A 26,139-nucleotide genomic window follows, 5' to 3' on the forward strand; every position below is an offset into this window, starting at 1 on the left:
CAATAAATCAGGATGCTTCATTAGCTGTATTATATAGTTATTAAGCTTCCTGATTTTTTTATTAATTTCTAAGGGAAAATCAAATTTGTACCAGGAGTAGAGGCAACAATTCTGGAGGATGCAAATTTTGTGTGAGTTGCTATCATAGAGTGCGGCGGAGTGCTATATCCACTAGTTATACAATAAAATATAATATTAATAACAATATTTTAATCTAATTTTAATCTTTTAATGAGATAATAGATATGATATTATTATAAAATTCAGATTTAATGGTAAAAATGTAAATGAAAATTTAAAATCAAAAGAAGAAAGGATGATAATATGGGAAAAATAATCAACATTATGCTGCATTTCGATAAATACTTAGATTTAATTATTCAGAACTATGGCGCATGGACCTATGCTTTAGTATTCTTGATTATATTTTGTGAAACTGGTTTGGTAGTCACTCCGTTCTTACCAGGAGATTCTCTTATTTTTGCTACAGGGGCACTTGCTGCCAGAGGATCACTTGATATAATTGCACTTTTTGTAATATTTTTATCTGCGGCAATTATTGGTGATACAGTTAATTATCACGTTGGCAAAAGAATAGGTTCAAAGATTTTTGAAAAAGAAGATATAAAATATATTAATAAACAGCATCTTAAGAAAGCAGAAAGTTTTTATAAAAAACATGGATCTATGACTATAGTATTAGGTAGATTTATACCTATAATAAGAACTTTCGTTCCCTTTGTGGCTGGTATTGGAGAAATGCATTATTATAAATTTATAATTTACAATATGTTAGGTGGGCTTTTGTGGGTTTCTCTATTTTTAGGAGGAGGATACTTCTTTGGAAATTTACCTTTAATAAAAGAAAATTTTTCATATGTAGTAATCAGTATTATAATAATATCCGTTATACCTGCCATTGCTGCATTTATTAAAGAAAAAAGAGATAGTAAAAGTGGAGAGATTAATATAATAGAAGAATAAAATATTATAATTATGTATTAAAAACATGAAGAAATTACCGTAAATTAAACTGTAAGTCTTCATGTTTTTTATTTTTGTAAATTTTAATATGACAATAATTTATAAATATGAAAATAATAATCTATTTTACTTGTAAAATTAATTGTATATTCACATAAAGTCATAAATATAGTAAAATTATATTTATATGTTACATATTGCTATATTTTGGCTAAAAAATTTGTACAATAGTAATTAGGGAGGTGGTCAGATTGAAAAATTTAGAAGGGGATCTATGGAATACATTCACTGGAAAAACTAAGTTTTTAAATTTAGGAAATGAAGTTAAATATAAATTAATGTTAGAAGCAGTAAATGATATTATGTGGGAATGGAATATATCAGAAAATAAGCTTAGTATGTTTGGAAATAATGATTTCCTTATTAATTTAAATATGAAAGATATAAATGATATAAATACTTTTATAGATAGAGCAGCCTGCCCAGAATATAAAGATAAAGTTAAGTTAAATTTGAAATCCTATCTAGAAGGTAAGTGCATGCATTTTGAAAGTGAGTTTAAGATATACACAAAGAATAATGAAAAAAATGGGTTTTCATGAGGGGAAAGGTACTAAAAGATCAGGATGGCAATTCAATCTGGATGGCAGGCTCTATTACGGATACCACAGAAAGAAAAATGGTGGAAGAACGTATTGAATATTTAGCCTATCATGATTTATTGACTAGACTACCAAACAACGTTTATTTTTCTTCAATCTTGAATCATTTTGTGAATAATGGCCAGGGTGCTGTACTCTTTATTGGAATAGATAATTTTAAAAATATAAATGATGCTCTAGGGCATAATTATGGAGATTTATTGCTAACAATATGTGGGGAGCTGTTTAAGTCATTAATTGATAACCGTGGAATAGTAGCACGATTTGGGGGAGATGTATTTTCCATTCTCATATATGATGAAAATAATAAGGATATTTTGGATGATATCTGCAGAAAGATAATCAATAGCTTTAAAAGTCCCTTTGAACTTAGAGATAAGCAGGCATATTGTACTGTAAGTATTGGTATTGCTGTTTTCCCATGCAATGGAAGCACTGTTGCAGAAATATTAAAAAATTCGGATACTGCTATGTACAGCTCAAAAGCTGCAGGAAAAAACAGTTATTCCTTCTATAATGAAGAAATAGCTGAAAAGATTATAAGAAAAAGCAATATAGAAAATGCACTTAGAGATGCCATAGAAAATGATGAGTTGCATTTATATTATCAACCTCAAGTGGATATAAAGAACAATAGAATTAAAGGACTAGAGGTACTTTTAAGATGGTTCTCTCCAGAACTTGGATTAATTGCACCAGATGAATTTATACCTATAGCAGAAGATACAGGATTAATATTAAAAATTGGAGCCTGGGTTCTTCATAATGCTTGTAAGCAATGCAGAGAGTGGATTGACAAAGGGTATAGTTTTGATACAATTTCTATAAATATATCTCCTGTTCAAATGAATGAAAAATGTTTTTTTAATTTAATAAAAAGAGTCATGTCACAAAATAATTTAAATCCTCAAATTTTAGAATTAGAAATAACTGAAGGAACATTAATCCAATCTATTAGAGATAACGCGGAGTTATTAAGTGAACTTATGAATATAGGTGTGAGAATTTCAATAGATGATTTTGGAAAGGGCTATTCATCCCTGAATTATCTAACTGAACTGCCTATAGATACATTAAAAATTGATAAGTCTTTTATAGATAGCATTAATGAAAATAGCAAACAAAGAGCTATAGTAGAATGTATAATTAGGCTTGCAAAAGATTTAAGGTATAGTTTAATTGCTGAGGGAGTAGAGGAGAAGGAACAAAAGGAAATACTTGAAGCTATGGGATGTGACTATATACAAGGGTATTATTATAGTAAGCCTCTACCTAAAAGAGAATTTGAAAAACTTTTAATTAAAAATAATTTTAGCTAAACACATGAAAAAATAGAAAATCCTAGATGGTTTGAAGGATTTCATGGAGGAATATGATAATGAAAATTGAGGAAAAGCTTAAACTTTACACAAATATTATTGACACTTTAAGAGACATTATTTTTATTATAGATTATTTGGGAAACATAATTTTTGCCAATAAAGCGGCTGTCAACACATATGGATATAGCTATGAAGAATTTTTGAATATGAATATTCTTCAATTAAAAAATGTTGAGGAATTCTCAAAATTAAAATTTAATGAGGCAAAATTAAATAATATAGATATAGAAAGTTTGCAATATAAAAAAGACGGCTCAACTTTTGTTGCGGAAGTGAAATCTTCTATAGTAGAGGATTTTCATACTAAATATATTTTAGTTAGTATTAGAGATATAACAGCAAGAAAACTTAAAGAAGAAGAAAATAGGAATCTGGCATACATAGTAGAATCTTCTGATGATGCTATTTTAGGGAAGGATATGAATGGCATCATTTGTAGTTGGAACAATGGTGCAGAAAAAGTGTACGGATATAAAAAAGAAGAGATAATTGGAAAACACATTTCTAGTATTATTCCAAAGGAAAGTAACGATAGTGCTGAAATGATTTTAAGTAAGATAAAAAATGGTGAAAAAATAGATCATTATGAAACTATAAGAAGAAAGAAAAGTGGAGAGATTATTAATATTTCAGTTACAATTTCTCCTATTTATAATGAAAAGGGCAATATAATAGGTGCGTCTACTATAGGAAGAGATATTACAGAAACAAAATTAAAAGAACGGGAAATTGCAGAAAAGTATGAGGAATTGTCAGCAGTATACGAAGAACTTACTGCAACAGAAGAAGAACTTAGAACCAATTATGATGAACTGGAAGAAGCTAAAGAAGTGGCAGACAAGGCTAATATGGCAAAAAGTCAATTTCTCGCCAATATGAGTCATGAAATAAGAACACCAATGAACGGTATATTAGGAGTAGCACAGCTGCTGGAGTTTACAAAATTAAATGAGCAGCAGATTGAATATTTAGATATACTAAAAACTTCATCTAATCATTTACTTGACATTATAAATAATATTCTTGATATTTCAAAAATAGAATCTGGTAAATTTCAATTAAATTTTGATAAATTTGATATCAGAGATGTAGTGGACATGATTACAAAGGAAGTGTCTGTAATAGCACATAAAAAGGGGATAGAAATAATGTATTATCTGGATCCTTTTATAAAGCAGGAACTTGTTGGTGATGTAATGCGCTTAAACCAGATATTAATAAATCTAATGAATAATGCTATTAAATTCACAAATTATGGACATGTTTATTTAAAAGTTAAAAAGATAAGTGAAGATGTAAATAAAATAAAATTGGAATTTTCTATAGAGGATACGGGTATTGGTATAGAAGATAATTTTAAGGATAAAATATTTAAAATATTTACTCAATCAGAAACTACATATACTAAAAAATATGGTGGTACAGGTTTGGGGCTTGCTATATCTAAAGAACTTGTAAGAATGATGAAAGGGGACATATGGTTTGAAACTAAAATAGGGGAAGGTAGTATATTTTATTTTACTGCTGAATTTTCTTTAGGTGAAAAATATATAGTCAATGGAAGAGACAAACATAATGGAAGGAATATCTTAAAAGAGAATAAAGCAGTAGAGCATAAAACTATTCTTGTGGTAGAAGATAATGAAATAAACAAGAAAATAGTGTATGGTTTTTTGAAACAGTTAGGATATAAGTACATTAGCGCTTCTAATGGAAAAGAAGCTGTTGATATTTTAGAAGAGAATTCCGTGGATTTGGTATTAATGGATATACAAATGCCAATTTTAGATGGATATGAGGCTACAGAAATTATAAGGAAGAAAGAGGCTTTACTTGGAAAACATACACCAATTATAGCTATGACAGCCTATGCCATGATTGGAGATAGAGAAAAATTTATAAAATGTGGCATGGATAATTATATCTCCAAGCCATTTAGTATAGATAGTCTTGATGAAATATTAAAAAATAGTATTAAATAATAATCAATTTACAACATGTAGTAGTCAGCTTTTATTTACTATTTATTTTTGAATGCCTAATGTACTTTTTTGGATATAATTATATAATGTATACATGAATTCAATTAAATTAGTAGGTGATAGTGCATATGAATATTTCATTTTTAGGAGGAGCCAGTGAAGTTGGAGGAAGCTGCATACTCATTAAAATTTATAATAAAAATATATTATTGGACTGTGGAATAAGGCAGAGTAATTCTAAGGATCCTTTGCCGAATTTTAAAACTATTCAAGATAAGGGCGGAGTAGATGCCATTGTTATAAGTCATGCACACATGGATCATATAGGTTCTTTGCCAATTATAAGCAAGGAATATCCATATGCTAAAATATATACAAATAGAATGACAAAAGATTTAATGAGGGTTCTTCTTTATGATAGCTTAAAAATAATGAACAATAGAGAGCTGGAAATCCCACTGTATGCAGAAGCAGATGTGAAGGACATGCTTAATAGAATAGTTGCCATAAATTATATGAGAGAAATTGATATTTTTGAAAATATAAAGCTTACCTTTTACATAGCTGGACATATAGCAGGAGCATCTTGTGTGTATATTACTTCTGATGAGGGAACTGTATTTTATTCAGGGGATTTTTCTATATTTGCTCAAAAAACTATAGAAGGCTTAAAGGTACCCAAATTAAGGCCAGATGTAGCAATTTTTGAGACCACTTATGGAGACAGACTCCATTCCAATAGAGAAGTTGAGGAACAAAGACTTTTGGAATTTATAAAAGAATGTGAGATAAATAAAGGAAAGATGCTGATTCCAGCTTTTGCATTGGGAAGAGCACAAGAAATTTTACTTATTATAAAGAAGGCATTAAATAAAAAAAGTATAAAAAATATAAAAGTTTATGTAGATGGCATGATAAGGGACATAAATAGAGTATATAAGCTTAATCCTTTATATTTGAAAAATTCTTTGGGTAAAAAAATATTGAGGGGAATTGAACCCTTCTATGATGATAATATAATTTCTGTAGATAATAGGGAATTAAGAGATAAAATATTGGAGGAAAAAGAACCCTGTATAATAATTTCAAGCTCAGGAATGCTTACAGGAGGATATAGTCAGTATTATGCAGAAAAAATAGCTCCTATGGAGAATGGATACATAATCATAACCGGATATCAGGACGAAGAATCTCCAGGAAGAAAATTATTAAAGCTTTTAGAGGAAGATGAGGAGAGAAAGCTGGAGCTTAACGGGAAAATAATACCTGTAAAATGTAAAGTGGAAAAAGTAGGACTTTCTGCCCACAGCGATAAAAGTGAAATAAAATCTCTTATAAATTTATTAACTCCTGGTAATATATTTATGGTACATGGGAATGAAGATGTAGTAAAAAGTTTTACTAAGGAGCTTTCAGAAGAAGTAAGAGGAAGAGTCTATGCACCAGAATGTGGAGGAAGCTATGAAATAAGTATAAGAAATCCAAGAAAACAGTGGAAAAGGCAGATACAAAATACTGTGGGAAGTTCTAAAGAATTAGATGAAGATAATATAAAAGAATTATGGGAGTTTATATTTGAAAACTATGGTCAGAGGCTTTTTACCATAGAAGAAATTATTTATATATGGAATGGAAATAATAAAATATCGTCTATGGATTTAGATAAAATTGAAAAATTGATAGTTCACAGCGTATATTTTGATAACGACACAAGAAGATTATTTTTATTTAAATGTAGATCCAGAGAAGAAATAGAAGAGGAAACTAAGGATAGAGAACTAAAGCCAAATGAGCTTAATGAGAAGATAAGCTTATATTTCAGTGAGTTTAATTTTAAGAAAGCCAGCATCATATACGAGGATAAAAAAATTGTTTTAAGTTTTGATTTCCCGGATATTATAAGCGAAAGAATATATGATAGTATAGAGGATTTTAAAAAGCAAGTTCAGTGGGATGTGGATATAAATTTCTCCATAAATATAAATGCAGTGAACATATTAATTAAAGAACTTTTTTATGAGGCGGACATAAAGAAAATATCTTATAAATTAGAAAACAAGAAAGTATTATTGATATTAAATTCAGAATACAGCTTTGATAAAAGAAGATTACAGAAATTTAAAGAAAAAACAGGTCTGGATTTGATAATACAAAATAATGGAGCAGTTAAAGAAATCAATGATAATATTGTGGAAGATAAAAATAAACTCAATGCAATGGAGCAAAATCAAGCTTTGAGTTTTATAGATAATAGTTTTAAGGAAGAGGAATTTAAACCTTATAAAAAGAGTATAAAAGTATCAAATAATGGTAAATACATAGAATTATTCTTTATAACTCCAGTTATAGGTGATAAATACAAAGAAAAACTATATAGTTTAGTAAAACATACTGGATGGACTATGTGCATATCCCGTAGTGCAAATCAAAATGAAATAATAAATTTTGCAGTGATGCTTTGCGCAAAAAATGAGATAATTTTAAGAAAAAATCCATCTTTTAATGGCTCTAATTTAAGTGTAGAATTAAAACTTGAAAACAAGGATGAAAATAAACTTAAGCTTATAAAAGAAGAATTTGAGTATAATACAGGATGTATACTAAGATGGTAATGTTTATAGAACTCCAATTAGTAATTTAAGAAAGTTACGAACTAAAAATGGAAAAAATTATGAATTAAGTCACAATTGTAGTTTATTTCACCATTTATGCATTAATATATGATATAATAAAAATTAGCGTAAAATTAATAATAGTTAATAAGAACTTTAGAGGTGAGTAACTATGCCTATTAAAATAAGAGATGATTTACCTGCTGCTGGAATTTTAAATAATGAAAATATATTTGTAATGCCTGAAAATAGGGCAGCACATCAGGATATTAGATCATTAAGAATTGCAATTTTAAATCTTATGCCTAATAAAATTTCTACGGAAGTTCAGCTTTTGAGATTGATTAGTAATACTTCTTTACAGATTGATATTGAATTACTACACCCTAAGACTCATGTATCAAAAAATGTATCTGAAGAATATTTAATGACCTATTATAAGACTTTTGATGAAATTAAGGATAAAAAATTTGATGGTTTAATCATAACAGGGGCACCTGTAGAACAATTAAGCTTTGATGATGTTAATTATTGGGATGAACTAAAGGACATAATGGACTGGAGTGTACATAATGTACATTCGACTTTGCATATATGTTGGGGTGCCCAAGCTGGGCTGAATTATCATTATGATATACCAAAGTATAATTTAGAAGAAAAAATGTCAGGTGTATTTTCACACAAGGTAATGAAAAAAAATACAAAGCTTCTTAGAGGTTTTGATGATGAATTTTTTGCACCTCATTCAAGGCATTCAGAGGTTAGAAGTTCCGATATAGAAAAGGTAAAAGAATTAACACTATTATCTGAATCTGAGGAGGCAGGAGTATATATAGTCTCTGCAAAAAATGGAAGACAAATTTTTGTGGTAGGACATTCTGAATATGATCCTTTGACTTTAAAACAGGAATATGAAAGAGATTTAGCTAATGGACTTAATCCCAATATACCTAAAAACTATTTTCCTAAAGATGATCCAAAGGAAGCTCCTATAGTAAGGTGGAGAAGTCATGCTAATTTATTATTTTCAAATTGGTTAAATTACTATGTTTATCAGGAAACTCCATATGATTTAAAGAATATAGGGTAAGTTTATAAAGGCTTACCTTATATTTTTTATGTGTTTGTTGATATATTTTAGTTATAGAATTATTTAAAAGTTATAAAATCCTTTAACCTAATTTCATTAAAGCTGTTTAACGTATTTAGAGAATGATTAAGTTTTCTATAGTCAATATTTTCTGGTATATGTTCAAGTTTTTTTCCTTTTGCCTTGGAGCCCATATAAATTTCTCCAAAATTTGAAAGATCATAAAGTGAAGATGGACTAAATAAAAATATTTCTTTAGTACAATCTATATTATAATTATTTGTATACTTTTGTATCTCTATAGGAAATATAAAAGTAAAGGTATTAATAGGATTTATTATTCCTAAATATTGGCCCATTATTGTTATAAAATAGGTTTCTATAAAACATCCAAGTTTATTAAATAATTCTAAAATTTTAAGCTCATCTTTTGATAACTTATTCGGGTCCTTTACGATAATTGACATAATATAGCTGAGATTTAAGTTTAGTTTATTTAAATAATCACTTTCAATGGTATTTTCTATATGTATTCCATTTTTAAGTAATGATTTTAAATAATCAACATTAAAAAAATTATTTACTTCAGAAAGAACTTCCAATAATTTTTTTGAAGATAGTTCAATAGAAGCTGTTACAATCTTATTAAATTGTATTTTATTATCATTCTCCCAAAAATCAGCATTATAGCAAATTTGAGCACGATTACAGTTTATTGAGGGCAGTTTTTTTATAATTCCTAGTTTAAAGGATAGCTTCGTCAGGTAGTTTATATAGAAAATATCTGGTATAGTAAATTTATATTTAATAGATTCAGCAAGATCTGTCTGCAAAAGTCCGCTATTTTTAATTTCTCTATCTGGGGTAAAAAAACTTGTAAGTAAACAGATATCTTTTATAACAGGATGATTTTCTATATTATATTCATATGAATTAAAATTTATATCACGAATTTTATTATTCTTTAGTACTGGCCTTGCTATAGTTAACATAGTAGTATTGGTAATATTATTTTGTAAAAAAATTTTATTTATTATATTTGAAGGTGAAAGATAATTATTAAATATTAAGGAAGAATAGTACCAGCGTCTAAAAATATGTTGAAAATATTTTTTCATTAATGTTTTAGACTTAATTGAGGAGTTATTATATTCAATAAAAAAATCTCTTTTGAATCTATTTAAAACTACTTGAGCATTGTTTGGAATTTTATTTTTATTGAGATTATACATTGAAGCACCTACCTATTATATGTATTGTTTTTTATTGATAAAATATATATTTGTAGTATATATTAATTAATTTTGACATTAAATGCATGTTTTATTCAATTCATATTCTAAGTATAGTAAATACTGATACTTAGAACTCTGTTTATTAAGAGACAATGGTTTTTTATTTTAATAGGTTAGGCATATTCAAAAAATAAATAGGCCAGTATGCTAGTATATTTTAAATTCTACTGCGTCAACAGAACCCTCTGATAGCCCACTATCATCAGAACCTGTTTCCTTGTTTAATTTAAAATATACGTCACATCTTTGATCTATTATTTATTTTCATATGCCTGATATTTTGATTAATTAAATTTAGTAGCATTGTGGAGTGATTTACTATGAAATTAAAAAGAGAATTTTATAATAGGGATACTGTAGAGGTGGCTAAAGATCTTTTAGGTAAGATATTGGTTCACAGCGTTGGAGGTAAAATAACTTCTGGGAAAATTGTTGAGGTTGAAGCCTATAAGGGAATTATAGATAAAGCAGCCCATACTTATAATGGAAGAAGAACAGAGAGAGTTGAAGTAATGTATGGTAAGCCAGGGCTTTCTTATGTGTTTTTTATATATGGAATGCATTACTGTATGAATGTGGTTACTAGAGAAGAAGGAATAGGTGAGGCAGTACTCATCAGAGCACTTCAGCCTGTTGATGGCATGGAAATAATGAGTGAGAGAAGATATAATCTGCCTTTTGAGGAGCTTAAAGAGAAGCAGATAATAAATTTAACAAATGGGCCATCAAAGCTTTGTAAAGCTATGGATATTGATAAAAGAGGATGTAATGGAATAGATTTATGTGAAGATATTTTGTTTATTAAAGAGAGCCATAAAGAACCCTTTGATATAGGTATATCAAAGAGAATAGGAATTGATTATGCAGGGGAAGCAAAAGATTTTCCCTGGAGATTTTTTATAGAAGGGAATAAGTTTGTTTCTAAGAGCAGATAACTTAGGTATAGCTTTGCTAATAAGAGAAATTATAAAGACTGATTACATCTGCTATAACTTTGAGTATGTTTGTAAAATTATCTATTTCTTTTAATAGTTTTTCAAAATCTTCATTAACTGTTGTTTTATTATTTATTTTTATTATATCAAGATATATAAAAGATTGAGTGAAATCATTAAAACACATATCTATTTCATTTATTAGATATTTTAAAAGAGAAGGAGCATAAAATTTAGAAGCTATAAGACATTTTAGGTATCCTTCACATTTAAAACTAGAAAAACTTCCATTTTTAAAATATATTATAAATTTTAAAAAGTCTGCACTTTTATTAAATTTATCAAACATTAGCAATTCATCTATTATTCCATTTATGAATTTAATGGATTCATTTGAATTTGATATTAGATTAAAAAGATATTTAGATACTTTATCATGGGAATTAGGAGTAAATGGATACATATATTAACCTCCCCTTATTTGTGTACTATTATAGATATATTCTTATAAAATTTTAGATATGCATTTGAAATTTAACAATTTATTAATACTTTATTAAGTGATAATAAATAACTCTTTATAAAATTGTGATATAATGAATATATAAATAAAAGTAACAATTTATACATACTATAAATTGTAAAGAAAGAAGTGAATTAAATGGATTTTGTGGGGAAAGGTTTTTCAGAAATATTATGGCTTATGGGTATAGTGGCAGCTGTATTGATTGGGGGCTATCTATTAATACATTTAATACCTTTATTTATAATTGCAGGTGTGGTGATTTATGCTATAGTAATGGGAAAGAGATATTTTAAAAAGTATTTTAAAAAGAGTAAATCAAAAATAAACACAAGTTCAAAAAATAATTATAATAATACTTCTGCTTTTACATCAAGTGATGAGTTGGATGGAGAAGTAATAGATGTAGATTATAAAGATGTGTAAGTAATAAAACATAAGGGATTTACTAACTAAGTAAATCCCTAAAATTTATTTAAAAATTGTTCTAACAAGATTTATTTTCTCTATCTGTAATAACGCATCATTAGTTTAAGGTAAACCGTTTACAATCATCACCTTATAATGTATTTGTTCATATTATGTTAGTGTGAGCAATAATTATTTGAGGTGTTTTTTTTGTTATATGCACTAATATTGGCAGGTGGAAAGGGAACAAGACTTTATCCTCTATCTCGTGAAGAGAATCCCAAACAGTTCTTAAAAGTAATTAATAATAAAAGCTTTCTAAGAAACACCGTTGATAGAATAAAGCCTTTAGTTAATAAGGAAAATATATATATTGTGACTAATGAAAATTATATACAGAAAGTATATGATGAGATTCCAGAAATAAGCAAAGAAAATGTTTATGCAGAGCCTATTAATAAAGAAACTGCTACCTGCATTGGATTGTCAGCTATAAAATTGTTAAAAAAAGATAATGATGCAGTGATGATGGTTCTTCCTTCAGATCATCATGTAGAAGGAAATAAAGAATTTATAGATACATTAAAACAAGGTGTAGATATAGTGCAGAGAAGAAGAGGACTCGTAACTATAGGGATTCCACCAACAAGACCAGAAACGGGATATGGGTATATACAAATGGGAGAAAAAATTTCTTCCTCCAGTTCTGCGTATAAGGTTGAAAGATTTGTTGAGAAGCCCAATATTGAGGTGGCAAAGGATTTTTTACTGGCAGAAAATTATTTGTGGAATAGTGGAATGTTTATCTGGCGAGCAGATTCATTTTTAAGAGAAATGGAAAAATATCTGCCAAAGATGTATAAGAGCCTTATGACTATATATCAATATTTGGGAACAGAAAAAGAAGAGGAGGTTATAAGGGAACAATATGAGCTTATAGATGGAATATCAGTAGATTTTGGTGTAATGCAAAAAACTAGAAAAGCATATGTAATAAAATGTGACTTTGGATGGGATGATATAGGCAATTTTGTTGCTTTGTCCAGATTTTTGAATGAATATCGAGGGAATAGCATTAATGGTAATACATTTTTAGAGCAGAGTGAAAACTGCTGTATATTTGGAAAAGATAAGCTTGTTATAGGCTTTGGAATAAAGGATTTAATCGTAGTGGATTCAGGGGATGTAATTCTAATAATGGACAAAAACAAAGATCAAGAAATAAAGTCTCTAGTAAACACCTTAAAGGACAATAATATATTGGATAAATATTTATAGGTTAAAACCACCAACTAGTATTTATAGTATACTAATTGGTGGTTAAATAATATCTACAGGAACTAATGCTAAATTTCCATGATTCAATAATCAGTTATTGGGTCATATTTTTAAATTACCAATGGAAATTATGATATAATGATATCTGATAGTATATTTGATTTATTGATCTAATAAGGGGGACTAAAATGAATAAGATACGTGATAATATACCAGCTTTTTGCTTTATGCTTCCAATATTAATATTGAATGGAATATATGGACTTTTAAATTCACCTAGTAGAGGAATTACCAGTTTAGCTACTAATCTGGATATGAGTATACCTTTTATAAAACAATTTATAATACCATATGTTGTATGGTATCCTTTAGTGCCAATAGTTTTCATATATATATGTACAAAGGATAAATTAACCTATTGCAAGCTTTTAGTTAGTTTGGTTTGTGGTTTGGTAATATCTTATCTTACCTTCTATTTTTTTCAAACTACAATTTCAAGGCCAACTCTAGTAGGTAATGATATATTTACAGATATAATTAGAATTTTATATAAGATAGATAATCCATATAATTGTTTTCCAAGTATACATGTAATGACCTGCTTTTTTATGATTGAAGGCATATGGAAGTGTAGAGAAAGAAATAAAGCCATTGGTATTTTTGTGACCATATTAAATATATTGATAATTGTATCTACATTTTTTGTGAAACAGCATGTTATTTTAGATGCAGTATATGGTATTGCCATAGCTGTAGTTACATTTGCTATAGCCAATATAGTGATTAAAGATGAAGTGGCAGAATTCTGTAAGAAACCTTATTTAGCAATCAGCAGCTTTTCACTTGGAAATAAAAGTGATGTAAAGTATTAATAAAAATATTATAAGCTATATATAGTAAAGAAATAGCGAGTATCTTTGACTTATTATTTTTTAAGCAGCTTAAAGCTTCTGAATAATTTTTATTTTTTCTATTCTTGGAAGCTGCTTTATATAGTATTCTCTTTTTGTGGCTTCACTTTTAGTTTCAAATTCTTCATAGTATATGAGCTCTACAGGGAGTCTACCTCTTGTGTATTTTGCACCTTTTCCACTATTATGTATCTTTAATCTTTTCTTTAAATCATTTGTATAACCAGTGTATAAAGTTCCATCACTGCATTTTAAAATATAGACATAGTTCATAATGTAAATCCTTTTTAAATAGTTTATTTATAGATAAGTATATTGTATCACTATTTTTGTATACTTAAATAGAATCATAAGCATTTAAATCTTGTAAATATTATCATGATTATTATATAATTTAAAAGAGTTGTATGGATATTTAAAAAATTATGTTATTTCTTAGAGTAATAATATATTGAGGACGTGATAATGTTGCAAGATTCCATAAAAGTAATAAAAAATATACCTGTGTTTTCGCAGCTTTCTGAAAATATATTAGAGGAAATATTAAAATTACAAAGCACGAAAAAATATAAAAAAGGTGAAATAATATTTTTCGAGGGAGATAAAGGTGAGGCATTCTTTTTTGTTAAATCTGGTAAGGTTAAAATATATAAAACCTCTCTTGATGGAAGAGATATTACATTAAATATATTGGGCGAGGGTTCAATTTTTGCCGAAGTTACGCTATTTAATGACGTTTCCTATCCTGCTACTGTGGAAACTATGGAAAATAGTGAAATAGGTATAATTTTAAATAAGGACATTGAAAAAATGATTTTAAGTAATAATGAGTTGGCACTACAAATAATAAAGGTACTTAGTAAAAGGCTGTATCGATCCCAAAAAACAATTAAAGATATGGCGTTCAGTGATACATATAATAGGACTTCAAGGACTCTGCTTGATTTGTGTGAAAGGCATGGGAAGGAAACTAAAACTGGTATTGAAATCGATATAGATATTACAAGACAAGATATTGCAAATATGGTTGGAACCTCTAGAGAAACTGTAAGCAGAATCATAAGTGATTTAAAAAAAGAAGGTGTAGTAGATACCTCAGCTAAAAAAATTATAATTATTGATAAAGGTGAACTTGAAAAGTGCACTGAGTAGAAATATAAATTACACTTATAATTATAATATTTATGGATTATTTTAACATGTTATATATTAAAATAAAAGTTGGTGAAAGATTGTTTAGTTTAAAGAATGAAAATAAATTGACAAAAATTATACTTTTTTTAAGTTGTATAATTTTATTTTATTTAATATTAATTTCTATTTTTTATTATGGAAATAGTACTCTTTTAGGAGATTTTTATGAACCCAATAATGATGATGTAAAATTTATAAGAAGTGCCTGGAACTTAGTACAGACGGGAGTATATACTTATCATAAACCACCGGCTCCTACTGTTTTTATGATGCCTGGGCTTTCATACACTTTAGCTTTTTGGATGAAAATTTTTGGCGAGTTTGGTGGAATAACAGCCTTTAGGATTATGCAGGGCGTAGCTCAGGTCCTATCACTACTTTTATTGTTTTACATATCTAGAAAAGCATTCAACAGTAAAGTAGCTATTGCTGCAGTATTGCTTGATTTAATTTATATACCTGAAATTTGGGTTCCAAACTTAATATTGACTGAAAGCTTTTTTAAGTTTTTTGTATTGGGACTTGTATATTTTTCAATATGGGCTATAGATAAGAATGAGACTAAATTTTATATTTTAGGAGGTATAGCCTTGGGTTTTGCTACTTTGTTCAGACCTACTATATCTACCTATCCAATAGTAATTTTAATTATTTGGATAATAAAAAAAATAAGCTTTAAAAATGCTATTAAATATGTTGTAGTTGTAGCTGCAGTATTTTCTTTAATATTAAGTCCTTGGTGGATAAGGAATTATAAAACATTTAACAGGTTTATTCCCTTTACTTTAGCTACAGGAAATCCCATGTTACAGGGAACATTTATTAATTATGATCAAACTACTAAAGCAATAGATGGGCTGGATTACACTCATTATAATACTAAGGATCCTAAACTTTCAGAGATACAGAGAAATACTATGGAAATATCTCTTTCAAAGTACAGGTTAGATACTCTTTTTCCAAAGGAACCTTTAAAATTTATTTATTGGTATACTATAGGAAAAGGTGCTATTCAGGTTAGAACTCCTTTTTATTGGAAAAGTATTTTCAATGTGAAGTATGCAATGGAAGATAAATATCATGTATTATTACTGGTATTAAGTTTATTTGGTGCTATTTTATATTTTATAAGGCGTAACAAGGATGTTTCTGGAATTTTGATTATAGGAACTATAATATATTTTATTATTGTATATCTGCCATTCTTCACTATGAGTAGATATTTTTACCCCGTAATGTCTTTGGTAATAATGCTTTCTTCATATTTCTGTATAAGTGTATTGGAAACTGTACGCTATTTCAGATTAAAAAGGTAATCTTTTGAGAGTATTTAGCTGTATTTACAATAAAAATTAGGGACTATTCACTAAGTTACTCTATTCTAGCAAGAGGATAGATTTCATAGTTTATAGTCCCTGTATTTTTTAATATTAGCCCATCATTTTAGCAAGATCTGCCTTTGCATCTCCACTTACTAGGTTTAAATTGAAGTTGTCCTGTAATACCTTTAATACACCCTCTGATATAAATTTAGGTGCTGAAGGTCCTACATATATATTTTTAACACCAAGACTGAATAATCCAAGTAATATTGCCACAGCTTTTTGTTCAAACCATGATAATACGATACTTACTGGAAGGTCATTAACTCCGCAGCCAAAAGCTTCTGCTAGTGCTAGTGCAATTTTTACTGTTGAACCAGAATTGTTACATTGTCCAAGGTCTATATATCTTGGTATATCTGTTCCTGGAACTGTTCCAAAGTCTATATCGTTAAATCTGAATTTACCGCAGGAAGTAGTTAATATTACACATTCCTTTGGAAGTGCTTCTGCAAGATCTCTGTAGTAATTTCTTCCCTTAGTAGGTGCATCACAACCAGCTATTACGAAAAATCTTTTGATTTTTCCAGCTTTAACAGCCTCGATTATTTCTGGTGCTATAGATAGTACTGTATTGTGATGGAAACCAGTAGTTAAAGTTTTATCTGACTGAATATTTGCTTCTGGTAATTCTAAAGCTTTATTTATTAATGGAGTGAAATCATTATTTTGAATCTTTTCAATTCCTTCAAGCCCTGCTGTTCCGTAAGTCCAGAATCTGTCTGCATAAGTTCCTGTAGTTATTGGCATTAAGCAGTTTGTAGTTCCAAGAATTGCTCCTGGGAATTTCTCAAATAATTGTCTTTGATCATACCATGCTTTACCTACATTACCTTTTAAGTGAGGATATTTTTTTAGTTCTGGATATCCATGAGCAGGAAGCATTTCTGAATGGGTATATATGTTTATTCCTTTTCCTTCTGTTTGCTTTAATAATTCTTCTAAAGCGTATAGATTATGTCCTGTAACTAATATGCTGTGACCTTCAACTTTGTCCTGTGTAACTACTGTAGGTACTGGTACCCCTAGTCTAGAAGTATGTGCACCATCTAGAAGATCCATAACCTTAACTGCTGCTGTACCAACCTTTAATGCCATGCCCACATTTTCTTCTAAACTGAAATTTGAATTTGTAAGTGTTGTATATAATGCTTCACTAATTATCTTGTCCACTTCTGGATCTGTTTTTCCAAGTTCTGCAGCATGAGTTCTATATGCAGATACTCCTTTTAGTCCAAATATTATTGTATCCTGAAGACTTGCTATTTCTGGATTTTTACCGCAGACACCAAATTTTGTACATCCACCTTCTGGAGTTTGTTCACATTGATAGCAGAACATTGGATTGCAAGTATTTTTGTTTTCTTCTTTTTTAAATATATTAATCATTATAAAATCTCTCCTTTTTATATGTGTTATTCAACTCTATGTATGTATTTTATTATAATTAAGCGAAAGTTTCAGTGATATATATCACAGTTGTGAAAGTTTTTATCATATTTTTGAGTTATTTTTTTATTAAAGAGTCTTCAAAAAATGCAGAAAAATTAATAACCACCAATTAGCTATAATTTACAACTAATTGGTGGTTAAACAAATCCTAACTCATCTATACAGCCTGGTTCTTCTGATTGTATTTCGATCACCCTTTTCTATAATTTATTTTTTATAATATTTTATATATTATAAAATGTGAACTACCATCACTTATAGAAGTGGATGGCTTCCCTTAATCCTGCTTAACCATATAGGAAATGTTATTTTACAAGCTATCAGTTTCCGGGGCTATGGGTTTTTTATAGAAACCCTTTCCGTCATTCCAACGGTAATTTGAAAAACTATTATTTACATATTATCACATTCCTTGCCTGTCGGTAAGTGCTATCCATCTTCAACCTATTGGGGTTGGAGAATTCCGCACATTTGATTAAATGTGATTTATATCCTTATAGTCATCAATTATATATTTATACTTTAGTCAAATAATTAATATTTGTACCATGTATATCTATAATATGACAACTATTAGATATTAACTAACTCCATTCTTATCTTATGAGTTAGGACTTGTAAGAAGATTTAACTTTCTTCTTGAATTCATTATAACACTAGTATATAAGAATATCAACTGAATATTCAAAAAATTTAAAAAAAATAAATGATATGAATTTTAAGTGTTTTCAATATTGCATTTTTCGTAAAAAAACGTTATTCTATTTAGTAGGAATAAATGAGATTCTTTATATGATAATGCAGACAAACTAGGAGGATTAAAATGAAAGAATTTAAAAGAGTATTGGTTGCCAATAGAGGAGAAATTGCAATAAGAATTTTTAGAGCTTGTAAAGAGCTTGGAATACGTACCGTTGCAATTTATTCTAATGAAGATAAATATTCTTTATTTAGAACAAAAGCAGATGAGGCTTATCTAATTGGTGAAAATAAAAGTCCGGTTGAAGCTTATTTAAATATTGAAGAAATTATTAATTTAGCACTAAAAAAAGGCGTAGATGCTATCCATCCTGGATACGGATTTCTGTCAGAAAATGCTGAATTTGCAAAAAAATGTGCTGAAGCAGGAATAGAATTTATTGGGCCCACATCAGAAATGATGGATAAGCTTGGCGATAAAATTAAATCCAAAATAGTTGCAAAGGAAATAGGGGTTCCAACTATACCAGGATATGAAAGGGATATAAAAACAGTAGAAGAGGCAAAAAAGCTTGCTAGAGAATGTGGATATCCTATTATGCTAAAGGCTGCTGCTGGTGGCGGTGGAAGAGGTATGAGAATTGTAAGGAATGAAGAAGAACTGCCATCCTCTTTTATGAGTGCAAAAAGCGAAGCTAAAAAAGCTTTTGGTATAGATGTTATGTTTATGGAGAAATATCTTGAAAAACCAAAACACATAGAAGTACAGGTTTTAGGAGATAAATACGGGAACATTGTTCATTTACATGAAAGAGATTGCTCTATACAGAGAAGACACCAAAAGGTTATTGAATTTACACCAGCAATTTCAATTTCAGATGAAAAGAGAAATCAAATTTGTGAAGATGCTTTAAAGATAGCAAGATCAGTAAATTATAGAAGCGCAGGAACTTTAGAATTTTTAGTAGATATGCACGGAAATCATTATTTTATAGAAATGAATCCTAGAGTTCAGGTAGAACATACTATAACAGAAATGATAACTGGAATAGATATAGTCCAAAGTCAAATTTTAATTGCAGAAGGATATAAACTTGATTCTGAAGAAATAGGAATTTACTCACAAGATGATATAAAAGCAAGAGGATATTCTATTCAATGCAGAATAACTACAGAGGATCCTTCTCATAATTTTGCGCCGGATACAGGAAAGATAGAAGTTTACAGAACTAGTTCAGGTTTTGGTATAAGACTAGATGGAGGAAATGGTTTCTCAGGAGCAGTAATAAGTCCATATTATGATAGTCTTCTAGTTAAGAATATATCATGGTCAAGAACTTTTAAAGACTGTGTAAGAAAGGCTATTCGTGCAGTTAAGGAAACTAATATTTCTGGAGTAAAGACTAATATAGGATTCTTAATTAATGTACTAAATCATCCTACTTTCTTAAAGGGTGAATGTGACACTGGTTTTATTGATGAAAATCCAGAATTAATTAATATTTTACCTCATGAGGATGAAGAGTTAAGATTACTTAAATTTATTGGTGAAAAGGTAGTTAATGAAACTAAGGGTATTAAAAAGGAATACGATGTACCAGTAGTGCCTAAGGTTGAAATTCAAGATAGCCTAGTTGGAACAAAACAAATTTTAGATATTAAGGGCACAGAAGGTCTTGTAAGCTGGATTAAAGAGCAAAATAAGCTGCTTTTAACAGATACTACTATGAGAGATGCCAATCAATCTCTAATGGCTACTAGGGTAAGAACAAGAGATATGATAAAAATAGCTGAGGCTACCTCTGCTTATGGAAAGGACTTATTTTCCTTAGAAATGTGGGGAGGAGCTACTTTTGATGTGGCTTATAGATTCCTTGGAGAATCACCTTGGGAGAGACTTGCACAGCTCAGGAAAAAAATTCCTAATGTTCTTTTCCAAATGCTTATACGTGGTGCCAATGCAGTAGGATATAAAAACTATCCAGATAATGTAATACGTGAATTCATTAAAGAATCAGCTAATAGCGGTATAGATGTATTTAGAATATTTGATTCTTTGAACTGGCTAAAGGGAATGGAATTATCCATAGATGAAGTATTAAAGAGTGGAAAAGTTGCAGAAGCCTGTATTTGTTATACTGGAGATATATTAAATGATAAAAAGACTAAGTATAATTTGGATTACTATATAAACTTGGCAAAAGAAATTGAAAAGACAGGAGCACATATTTTAGGAATTAAAGATATGTCAGCACTTTTAAAACCACATGCTGCTTATAAATTAGTGGGAGCATTAAAACAGGAAGTTGGAATGCCTATACATCTTCATACTCACGATACTACTGGAAATGGAGTAGCTACAGTTTTAATGGCTGCAGAAGCTGGTGTGGATATTGTGGATACAGCCTTTAACAGTATGTCAGGGCTTACAAGTCAGCCTGCATTAAATTCAGTAGCAGCGGCATTAAAGAATACAAGAAGAGATACTGGTATAGATTTAAGAGGTATTCAGCAAGTATCAGATTACTGGGCTGCAGTTAGACCGGTTTATTATAAATTTGAATCAGAGCTTAAATCTGGTTCTGCTGAAATCTATGAATATGAGATTCCAGGAGGTCAGTATTCAAATTTAAAACCTCAGGTAGAGAGCTTTGGTCTTGGTCATAAATTTAATGAAATTAAGGCAATGTACAAGAAGGTAAATGAGATGGTTGGAGATATTGTAAAAGTAACACCATCTTCTAAAATGGTAGGAGATTTTGCTATATTCATGGTTCAAAACGATCTTACACCAGAGAATATATATGATAAAGCTGTTAATATGGCATTCCCAGATTCTGTAGTTGCTTATTTTAAGGGAATGATGGGTCAGCCTATGGATGGCTTCCCTAAAAAGCTGCAGAATTTAGTATTAAAGGGAGAAGAACCTATTACTTGTAGACCAGGAGAATTACTTCCAGATGAAGATTTTAATAAGGTAGAGGAATATTTAAAGGATAAATATGATATTGCTCCAAATAAAAAAGATGCCCTTAGCTATGCATTGTATCCTGATGTATTCGAAGATTATTTAAATTATACTAAAGAGTTTGGAGATTTAAGCAGATTAGGTAGTGATGTATATTTCCATGGTCTTGCTGAAGGTGAAACCTGTGAAGCTGAAGTAGCTAATGGTAAGACCTATATGATAAAACTTGCAGGAATCGGAAAGATAGATGCAGAAGGTAATAAGACACTTTATTTTGAAGTGGATGGAAATCGTAGAGAAATTAAAATCAAAGATAAGGATAGCAATAATGTAAATGAAATCTTCTCCACAAAGATGGCAGATAGCTCAAATCCTTTAGAGGTGGGAGCACCTATTCCTGGAACTATTCTGAAAGTACTAGTTTCAGAAGGGGAAGAAGTAAGTGAAAATCAGCCTTTAATGATTGTAGAAGCTATGAAAATGGAAACTAGAGTATCTGCTTCTGCTTCAGGTACTGTTGAATCAATAAATGTATCAGAGGGTCAACAGGTTAAGGCAGGAGAATTATTAATCAGTTTGAAATAGTTTAGTTCACTGGCTAGTTATTTGTTTACCGTGTAATTAGTTTAAAAATATTCAATTGAATAAGAGAATCCGCTTGAAAATAATTGACAAGTGGATTCTCTTGTTTTATTTTAATAAGCAATAGTCAATATAGTGTACATAATTTTATAAGTACAATATGACTGGTATGTCTAAATAATAAGAGTTAATTAAATTGTAGTTTATATTAGTTATAAGATAAAAAAGCGTGGAATAAATCCACGCTTTTTATCTCATAAAAGATTTATTATTTAGTTGCTGGAGGTAAAGCTTTAAGTATTCTGTCAGTTTCATCATCAGTAAGATTATAATTTAAGAATGTTTTATAGAAACTCTTTGTTTCTTTAGTCATATCTATGTTGGTAAATTTATCAGGATATAATGTTTTAGCAGCCCATTGTATTTGCAATGCTTCTTCTGCGCCATATCTATCCCATAAGAAAGCTCCATCTGGATTTACGTACATTTTTTTATTCTTTACAGCATTTATTTTTGACCAAGTTGGATCGCTAGATAATTTTTCAATAGCTGTTGCTCTATCATTTGAATTAGTAACTGTATTACTACTGAAGATAATAACATCAGGATTCCACTGTAATATGTTTTCCATAGATACTACCTTCATATTACCACTTACACTGCTAGCTGCATTTATACCACCAGCTACCTTTATCCAGCTATCTATTATTGTGTTGCTACCATCTATAGTTAATGGGTTAAGAGCTGTTATATGTAAAACTTTAGGCTTTTGATTTTCTGGAATCTTTGAAGTTACAGCTTGTATTGAAGTAAGCTTACCATCTAAATATTTTATATAGTTGTTTGCTTTTTTCTCTGCATCTGGTCCTAATATTTTACCGGATAATGTAAATACATTTTTTAATTCATCAAAATTTGTATAAGTCAATTGAACAACTGGAATCCCAAGTTGAGTTACTGAATTTGCAATTTGTGGTACTACAGAGTTAAATACTATATCTGGCTTTGTTTTTAATAGTTCGTCTGTATTTACAGCAGTATTGGTAAAAGCAGTTGTTGCTTTTTTCATTTGTGGATTTACTACAGCAAGCCATGGTCTACTTTGTGGAGCATCACTTTTGTTAGTTGAAACTATTTTACTGCCTTGACCAAGCATAACTAACACTTCATTATGAGCAGGCCAACCATCAGCAATAGTATTTATTGTAGTTGGGACTTCTACTTTTGCACCAGTTGAATCTGTAATAGTCTGTTTAGCTGGTTTTGAAGCTGTGGAATTTGATGTATTTGATGAAGTTGAACTATTACCACATCCAACTAATAAAGTAAAAATTAAACAAATAACGAGTACGATAGAAATTTTAAATTTTTTCATAAGAACACTTCCTTTAAATTAATAATATAATTATCTTTATATAAATTATTTAATGAGATATGGTTATACATTCTATTAAATAAATATAAAACTAGTTATTGTGTTTTTTAATTTATGCCAATAAAGGTACACAGGACTTAATAACGCTGCCATCTTTATCAATTGTAGTAGCAATTTTTACATTAACTCCATAGGCAGATTTGAGATTCTCCTCTGTTACTACATCGTCGGAATAACCTACAATAAAATTATTATTTCGCTGAAATAAAGCAACTTTACTGGAACAGAGAAAAGCATGATCTGGAAAATGAGAAGTCATAATAATTCCCAAACCAGTTTCAGAAAGTCTGTTTATTTGCTCAAGAACTCTTATCTGATTACCAAAATCCAAATTAGAAGTAGGCTCATCCATAATTAAAAAATCTGGTTCTTGAGTTAATGCTCTGGCTATGAGAACCATTTGTCTTTCTCCACCGCTTATTTCTGTATATATTCTGTCTTTTAAATAGGATATTTCAAGGAGTTCCATAGCTCTTTCTGCTATAGCTACATCATTTTTAGAGGGAGAAGCAAAGGTTCCAAGATGAACAGTTCTCCCCATTGTCACTACATCCTTAACTAAAAATGGGAATGGAGGAGTGTGAGCCTGAGGCACGTAAGCAATAACTTTAGCTAATTTTTTTCGTGACCAATTGTGTATATTATCACCATCAATACTGATTTCTCCACCTTGAATTTTTAAAAAGCCTAAGATAGTTTTAAAAAATGTAGTCTTACCTACACCATTTGGTCCAAGAATACATAGAATTTCACCAGAATGTATATCCAAGGACAATCCGCTTATTACTGTTCTTGAACCATAACCACAAGCTGCATCTTTTATTTCTAATATCATATCCAGCCTCTCCTTCTTTTTAATAATAAGTATATGAAAAATGGTGCTCCTATTAATGAGGTAAGTATTCCTAACGGAATTTCCATGGAAAATAAACTTCTTGCCACATCATCTACTAACAATAAATAAGCACTGCCAATAAGCACAGATGCTGGAATCAAAATTCTATAATTAGGACCTACTATCATTCTTGCCAAGTGTGGAATAATGAGTCCTACCCATACAATCATTCCGCCTAGAGCAACAGAAGAAGCAGTCATTAGTGTTGAGCACACTAGCATTATAATTCTAAGTCTAGAAGTATTTACACCAAGAGATCTTGCTTCTTCTTCGCCAAGGGAAAGGACATTTAGATTCCATCTTAAAAGAATTATTGGAAATAATCCGAACACCATAGGAATAATCATGAATAAAACATTTTTAGTGGTTATGGATGAAAGTCCACCCATGAGCCAAAAAGTGATTTCAGGAAGCTTGTTGTATGGATCACCTACATATTTTACTAGAGATATTAAGGCTAAGCAGAGATTTGAAATTACCATACCTGTAAGTACAAAACTCAGTATTCCGTTATCCTCTCTGCTTATTATGGAACTAATAAAATAAGTTAAGAGGACAGCTAGTAATCCGAATACAAAGGAACATATTTGAACTTCTACAAGGTTAAAGGAAAAAAGAATTGCAATAGCTGCACCAAAGCCTGCACCGGCTGAAGTGCCTAGAGTCTCTGGAGCTACCATAGGATTTTTAAATAAACCCTGATAAGTTGCACCTGATACAGAAAGAGCGGCACCTATCATCATGGCAGCGAAAATTCGTGGAATTCTAACTTTGAACAGTACTGTAAGTAGAGTATCAGGATAATGTATACTCAATCCGAACAACTTAGAATAGAAAACATCAAAAAGTGTAGGTACTGAAATAGAATATCTTCCAACACTAAAAGATATAATAAAGGCGAATATTGGTAATAGCACTAAAATTATAAGAAGATAATTTTTTTTTTGCTTTAATTTAGTGTGTGTATTCGTAACTGAATCTGAAAGTAAAATTGTTGAGTCTTGTTTTACATTTACTTTGTTTATAGTTTTCATAATAGCCTCCTCTATCAAATATGATATATTTTTATATTGAATTTTCAAAATTTAAATAATAGATATTAAGTTTTGTAGTGTTATATATAAATTCGTATTATTAAATTTATAAAAAGTTACCTTATGTAAAGTAAAATAAATGAAAGTATACATAAAACAGAGTCTATATGATTAAAACAAATTAAAACATTACATAAAGTTAAAGATGTATTACGGGATAACTTGTTAAATCAATTATATTTTATTTGATTTTCAAAATCAAGAACTTTTGATTAATTTGACGTAATAAATTGCAATTTCACTAAAGATTTAAACTGAAATTTGATGAAATTAAATGAATAAAGTTGTTAATATAATAAATTTATATTTAATATTTTGTTAGTAATCGTTATTTTATTTATAGTTATATAAATTTTTATAATGTTTTATTATTATA

Annotated in this window: 20 protein-coding genes; 13 read left to right on the forward strand and 7 right to left on the reverse strand. The window is 29.3% G+C overall.

Going from position 1 to position 26,139, the window contains the following annotated elements; all coding sequences use genetic code 11:
* The first annotated feature begins 324 nt into the window (after window positions 1–324).
* The 6 genes from ABF633_RS13800 (at window position 325) to metA (ending at window position 8,712) form a co-directional block, all read left to right on the forward strand.
* A complete protein-coding gene (locus ABF633_RS13800; RefSeq protein ID WP_415524469.1) occupies window positions 325–984 on the forward strand; it encodes a DedA family protein in 660 nt (219 codons plus the stop codon).
* Between the two features lie 251 nt (window positions 985–1,235).
* Entirely contained in the window at window positions 1,236–1,586 is a 351-nt protein-coding gene (locus tag ABF633_RS13805) for a hypothetical protein (protein ID WP_415524470.1), read from the forward strand.
* A complete protein-coding gene (locus ABF633_RS13810; protein ID WP_415524471.1) occupies window positions 1,583–2,965 on the forward strand; it encodes a putative bifunctional diguanylate cyclase/phosphodiesterase in 1,383 nt (460 codons plus the stop codon). The genes ABF633_RS13805 and ABF633_RS13810 overlap by 4 nt, the downstream gene beginning before the upstream one ends.
* 59 nt (window positions 2,966–3,024) lie before the next feature.
* Complete coding sequence (locus tag ABF633_RS13815; protein WP_415524472.1) at window positions 3,025–5,010, forward strand: PAS domain S-box protein; 1,986 nt, start codon at window positions 3,025–3,027, stop codon at window positions 5,008–5,010.
* A gap of 128 nt (window positions 5,011–5,138) precedes the next feature.
* Window positions 5,139–7,622 (forward strand): MBL fold metallo-hydrolase RNA specificity domain-containing protein, encoded by a 2,484-nt coding sequence (locus ABF633_RS13820; protein WP_415524473.1) that lies wholly within the window; start codon window positions 5,139–5,141, stop codon window positions 7,620–7,622.
* Between the two features lie 172 nt (window positions 7,623–7,794).
* Entirely contained in the window at window positions 7,795–8,712 is a 918-nt protein-coding gene (metA, locus tag ABF633_RS13825; RefSeq protein ID WP_415524474.1) for a homoserine O-acetyltransferase MetA, read from the forward strand.
* Between the two features lie 59 nt (window positions 8,713–8,771).
* Here the strand turns inward: metA and ABF633_RS13830 are convergent, their stop codons facing one another.
* Window positions 8,772–9,944 carry a hypothetical protein gene (locus ABF633_RS13830; protein ID WP_415524475.1) on the reverse strand — a complete coding sequence of 391 codons (1,173 nt, stop codon included), beginning with the start codon at window positions 9,942–9,944 and terminating at the stop codon, window positions 8,772–8,774.
* Window positions 9,945–10,327: 383 nt separating this feature from the next.
* On the opposite strand from ABF633_RS13830, the gene ABF633_RS13835 reads away from it, so the two are divergent.
* Window positions 10,328–10,942, forward strand: coding sequence for a DNA-3-methyladenine glycosylase (locus tag ABF633_RS13835; RefSeq protein ID WP_415524476.1), 615 nt, complete (start codon window positions 10,328–10,330; stop codon window positions 10,940–10,942).
* A gap of 16 nt (window positions 10,943–10,958) precedes the next feature.
* On the opposite strand, the gene ABF633_RS13840 is transcribed toward ABF633_RS13835, so the two are convergent.
* Window positions 10,959–11,405: a hypothetical protein gene (locus tag ABF633_RS13840; protein WP_415524477.1), complete on the reverse strand. Its 447-nt coding sequence runs from the start codon at window positions 11,403–11,405 to the stop codon at window positions 10,959–10,961.
* Window positions 11,406–11,603: 198 nt separating this feature from the next.
* Between ABF633_RS13840 and ABF633_RS13845 the strand changes: the two genes are divergently transcribed.
* The 3 genes from ABF633_RS13845 to ABF633_RS13855 all read left to right on the forward strand — a co-directional run bounded on the left by ABF633_RS13845 (window position 11,604) and on the right by ABF633_RS13855 (window position 14,023).
* Window positions 11,604–11,891, forward strand: a complete 288-nt coding sequence (locus tag ABF633_RS13845) for a hypothetical protein (protein WP_415524478.1) — start codon at window positions 11,604–11,606, stop codon at window positions 11,889–11,891.
* 192 nt (window positions 11,892–12,083) lie between these two features.
* Window positions 12,084–13,151, forward strand: a complete 1,068-nt coding sequence (locus tag ABF633_RS13850; protein WP_415524479.1) for a mannose-1-phosphate guanylyltransferase — start codon at window positions 12,084–12,086, stop codon at window positions 13,149–13,151.
* A gap of 188 nt (window positions 13,152–13,339) precedes the next feature.
* On the forward strand, window positions 13,340–14,023 hold the full coding sequence (locus ABF633_RS13855; protein ID WP_415524480.1) for a phosphatase PAP2 family protein: 684 nt from the start codon (window positions 13,340–13,342) through the stop codon (window positions 14,021–14,023).
* 69 nt (window positions 14,024–14,092) lie between these two features.
* On the opposite strand, the gene ABF633_RS13860 is transcribed toward ABF633_RS13855, so the two are convergent.
* A complete protein-coding gene (locus ABF633_RS13860) occupies window positions 14,093–14,335 on the reverse strand; it encodes a GIY-YIG nuclease family protein (protein WP_415524481.1) in 243 nt (80 codons plus the stop codon).
* A 192-nt stretch (window positions 14,336–14,527) separates the two neighbouring features.
* On the opposite strand from ABF633_RS13860, the gene ABF633_RS13865 reads away from it, so the two are divergent.
* Together ABF633_RS13865 and ABF633_RS13870 are read left to right on the forward strand one after the other, a co-directional pair.
* Window positions 14,528–15,214, forward strand: coding sequence for a Crp/Fnr family transcriptional regulator (locus ABF633_RS13865; protein WP_415524482.1), 687 nt, complete (start codon window positions 14,528–14,530; stop codon window positions 15,212–15,214).
* Window positions 15,215–15,246: 32 nt separating this feature from the next.
* Window positions 15,247–16,572: a glycosyltransferase family 39 protein gene (locus tag ABF633_RS13870; RefSeq protein ID WP_415524483.1), complete on the forward strand. Its 1,326-nt coding sequence runs from the start codon at window positions 15,247–15,249 to the stop codon at window positions 16,570–16,572.
* Between the two features lie 114 nt (window positions 16,573–16,686).
* Here the strand turns inward: ABF633_RS13870 and hcp are convergent, their stop codons facing one another.
* Entirely contained in the window at window positions 16,687–17,979 is a 1,293-nt protein-coding gene (hcp, locus tag ABF633_RS13875; RefSeq protein ID WP_415524488.1) for a hydroxylamine reductase, read from the reverse strand.
* A 934-nt stretch (window positions 17,980–18,913) separates the two neighbouring features.
* Between hcp and ABF633_RS13880 the strand changes: the two genes are divergently transcribed.
* On the forward strand, window positions 18,914–22,342 hold the full coding sequence (locus ABF633_RS13880) for a pyruvate carboxylase (RefSeq protein WP_415524484.1): 3,429 nt from the start codon (window positions 18,914–18,916) through the stop codon (window positions 22,340–22,342).
* 265 nt (window positions 22,343–22,607) lie between these two features.
* Here ABF633_RS13880 and ABF633_RS13885 read toward each other — a convergent pair whose 3' ends face one another.
* From ABF633_RS13885 to ABF633_RS13895, 3 genes are all read right to left on the reverse strand, one after another.
* Complete coding sequence (locus tag ABF633_RS13885; protein ID WP_415524485.1) at window positions 22,608–23,714, reverse strand: ABC transporter substrate-binding protein; 1,107 nt, start codon at window positions 23,712–23,714, stop codon at window positions 22,608–22,610.
* Window positions 23,715–23,826: 112 nt separating this feature from the next.
* Window positions 23,827–24,609 carry an ABC transporter ATP-binding protein gene (locus tag ABF633_RS13890; RefSeq protein ID WP_415524486.1) on the reverse strand — a complete coding sequence of 261 codons (783 nt, stop codon included), beginning with the start codon at window positions 24,607–24,609 and terminating at the stop codon, window positions 23,827–23,829.
* Window positions 24,606–25,703, reverse strand: coding sequence for a FecCD family ABC transporter permease (locus ABF633_RS13895; protein ID WP_415524487.1), 1,098 nt, complete (start codon window positions 25,701–25,703; stop codon window positions 24,606–24,608). The genes ABF633_RS13890 and ABF633_RS13895 overlap by 4 nt, the downstream gene beginning before the upstream one ends.
* Window positions 25,704–26,139 lie beyond the last annotated feature (436 nt).

The sequence above is a fragment of the Clostridium sp. genome (genome assembly GCF_047718555.1).
Lineage (GTDB): Bacteria > Bacillota > Clostridia > Clostridiales > Clostridiaceae > Clostridium_I.

Bases quoted from the DNA above. Each gene is read 5' to 3' on its own strand.
- metA (WP_415524474.1), top strand. From the start codon at position 7,795: ATGCCTATTAAAATAAGAGATGATTTACCTGCTGCTGGAATTTTAAAT.
- ABF633_RS13880 (WP_415524484.1), top strand. From the start codon at position 18,914: ATGAAAGAATTTAAAAGAGTATTGGTTGCCAATAGAGGAGAAATTGCA.
- ABF633_RS13865 (WP_415524482.1), top strand. From the start codon at position 14,528: ATGTTGCAAGATTCCATAAAAGTAATAAAAAATATACCTGTGTTTTCG.
- ABF633_RS13815 (WP_415524472.1), top strand. From the start codon at position 3,025: ATGAAAATTGAGGAAAAGCTTAAACTTTACACAAATATTATTGACACT.
- ABF633_RS13870 (WP_415524483.1), top strand. From the start codon at position 15,247: ATGGATTATTTTAACATGTTATATATTAAAATAAAAGTTGGTGAAAGA.
- ABF633_RS13845 (WP_415524478.1), top strand. From the start codon at position 11,604: ATGGATTTTGTGGGGAAAGGTTTTTCAGAAATATTATGGCTTATGGGT.
- ABF633_RS13810 (WP_415524471.1), top strand. From the start codon at position 1,583: ATGAGGGGAAAGGTACTAAAAGATCAGGATGGCAATTCAATCTGGATG.
- ABF633_RS13860 (WP_415524481.1), bottom strand. From the start codon at position 14,335: ATGAACTATGTCTATATTTTAAAATGCAGTGATGGAACTTTATACACT.
- ABF633_RS13830 (WP_415524475.1), bottom strand. From the start codon at position 9,944: ATGTATAATCTCAATAAAAATAAAATTCCAAACAATGCTCAAGTAGTT.
- ABF633_RS13895 (WP_415524487.1), bottom strand. From the start codon at position 25,703: ATGAAAACTATAAACAAAGTAAATGTAAAACAAGACTCAACAATTTTA.
- ABF633_RS13885 (WP_415524485.1), bottom strand. From the start codon at position 23,714: ATGAAAAAATTTAAAATTTCTATCGTACTCGTTATTTGTTTAATTTTT.
- ABF633_RS13840 (WP_415524477.1), bottom strand. From the start codon at position 11,405: ATGTATCCATTTACTCCTAATTCCCATGATAAAGTATCTAAATATCTT.
- ABF633_RS13820 (WP_415524473.1), top strand. From the start codon at position 5,139: ATGAATATTTCATTTTTAGGAGGAGCCAGTGAAGTTGGAGGAAGCTGC.
- ABF633_RS13890 (WP_415524486.1), bottom strand. From the start codon at position 24,609: ATGATATTAGAAATAAAAGATGCAGCTTGTGGTTATGGTTCAAGAACA.
- ABF633_RS13855 (WP_415524480.1), top strand. From the start codon at position 13,340: ATGAATAAGATACGTGATAATATACCAGCTTTTTGCTTTATGCTTCCA.
- hcp (WP_415524488.1), bottom strand. From the start codon at position 17,979: ATGTTCTGCTATCAATGTGAACAAACTCCAGAAGGTGGATGTACAAAA.
- ABF633_RS13835 (WP_415524476.1), top strand. From the start codon at position 10,328: ATGAAATTAAAAAGAGAATTTTATAATAGGGATACTGTAGAGGTGGCT.
- ABF633_RS13800 (WP_415524469.1), top strand. From the start codon at position 325: ATGGGAAAAATAATCAACATTATGCTGCATTTCGATAAATACTTAGAT.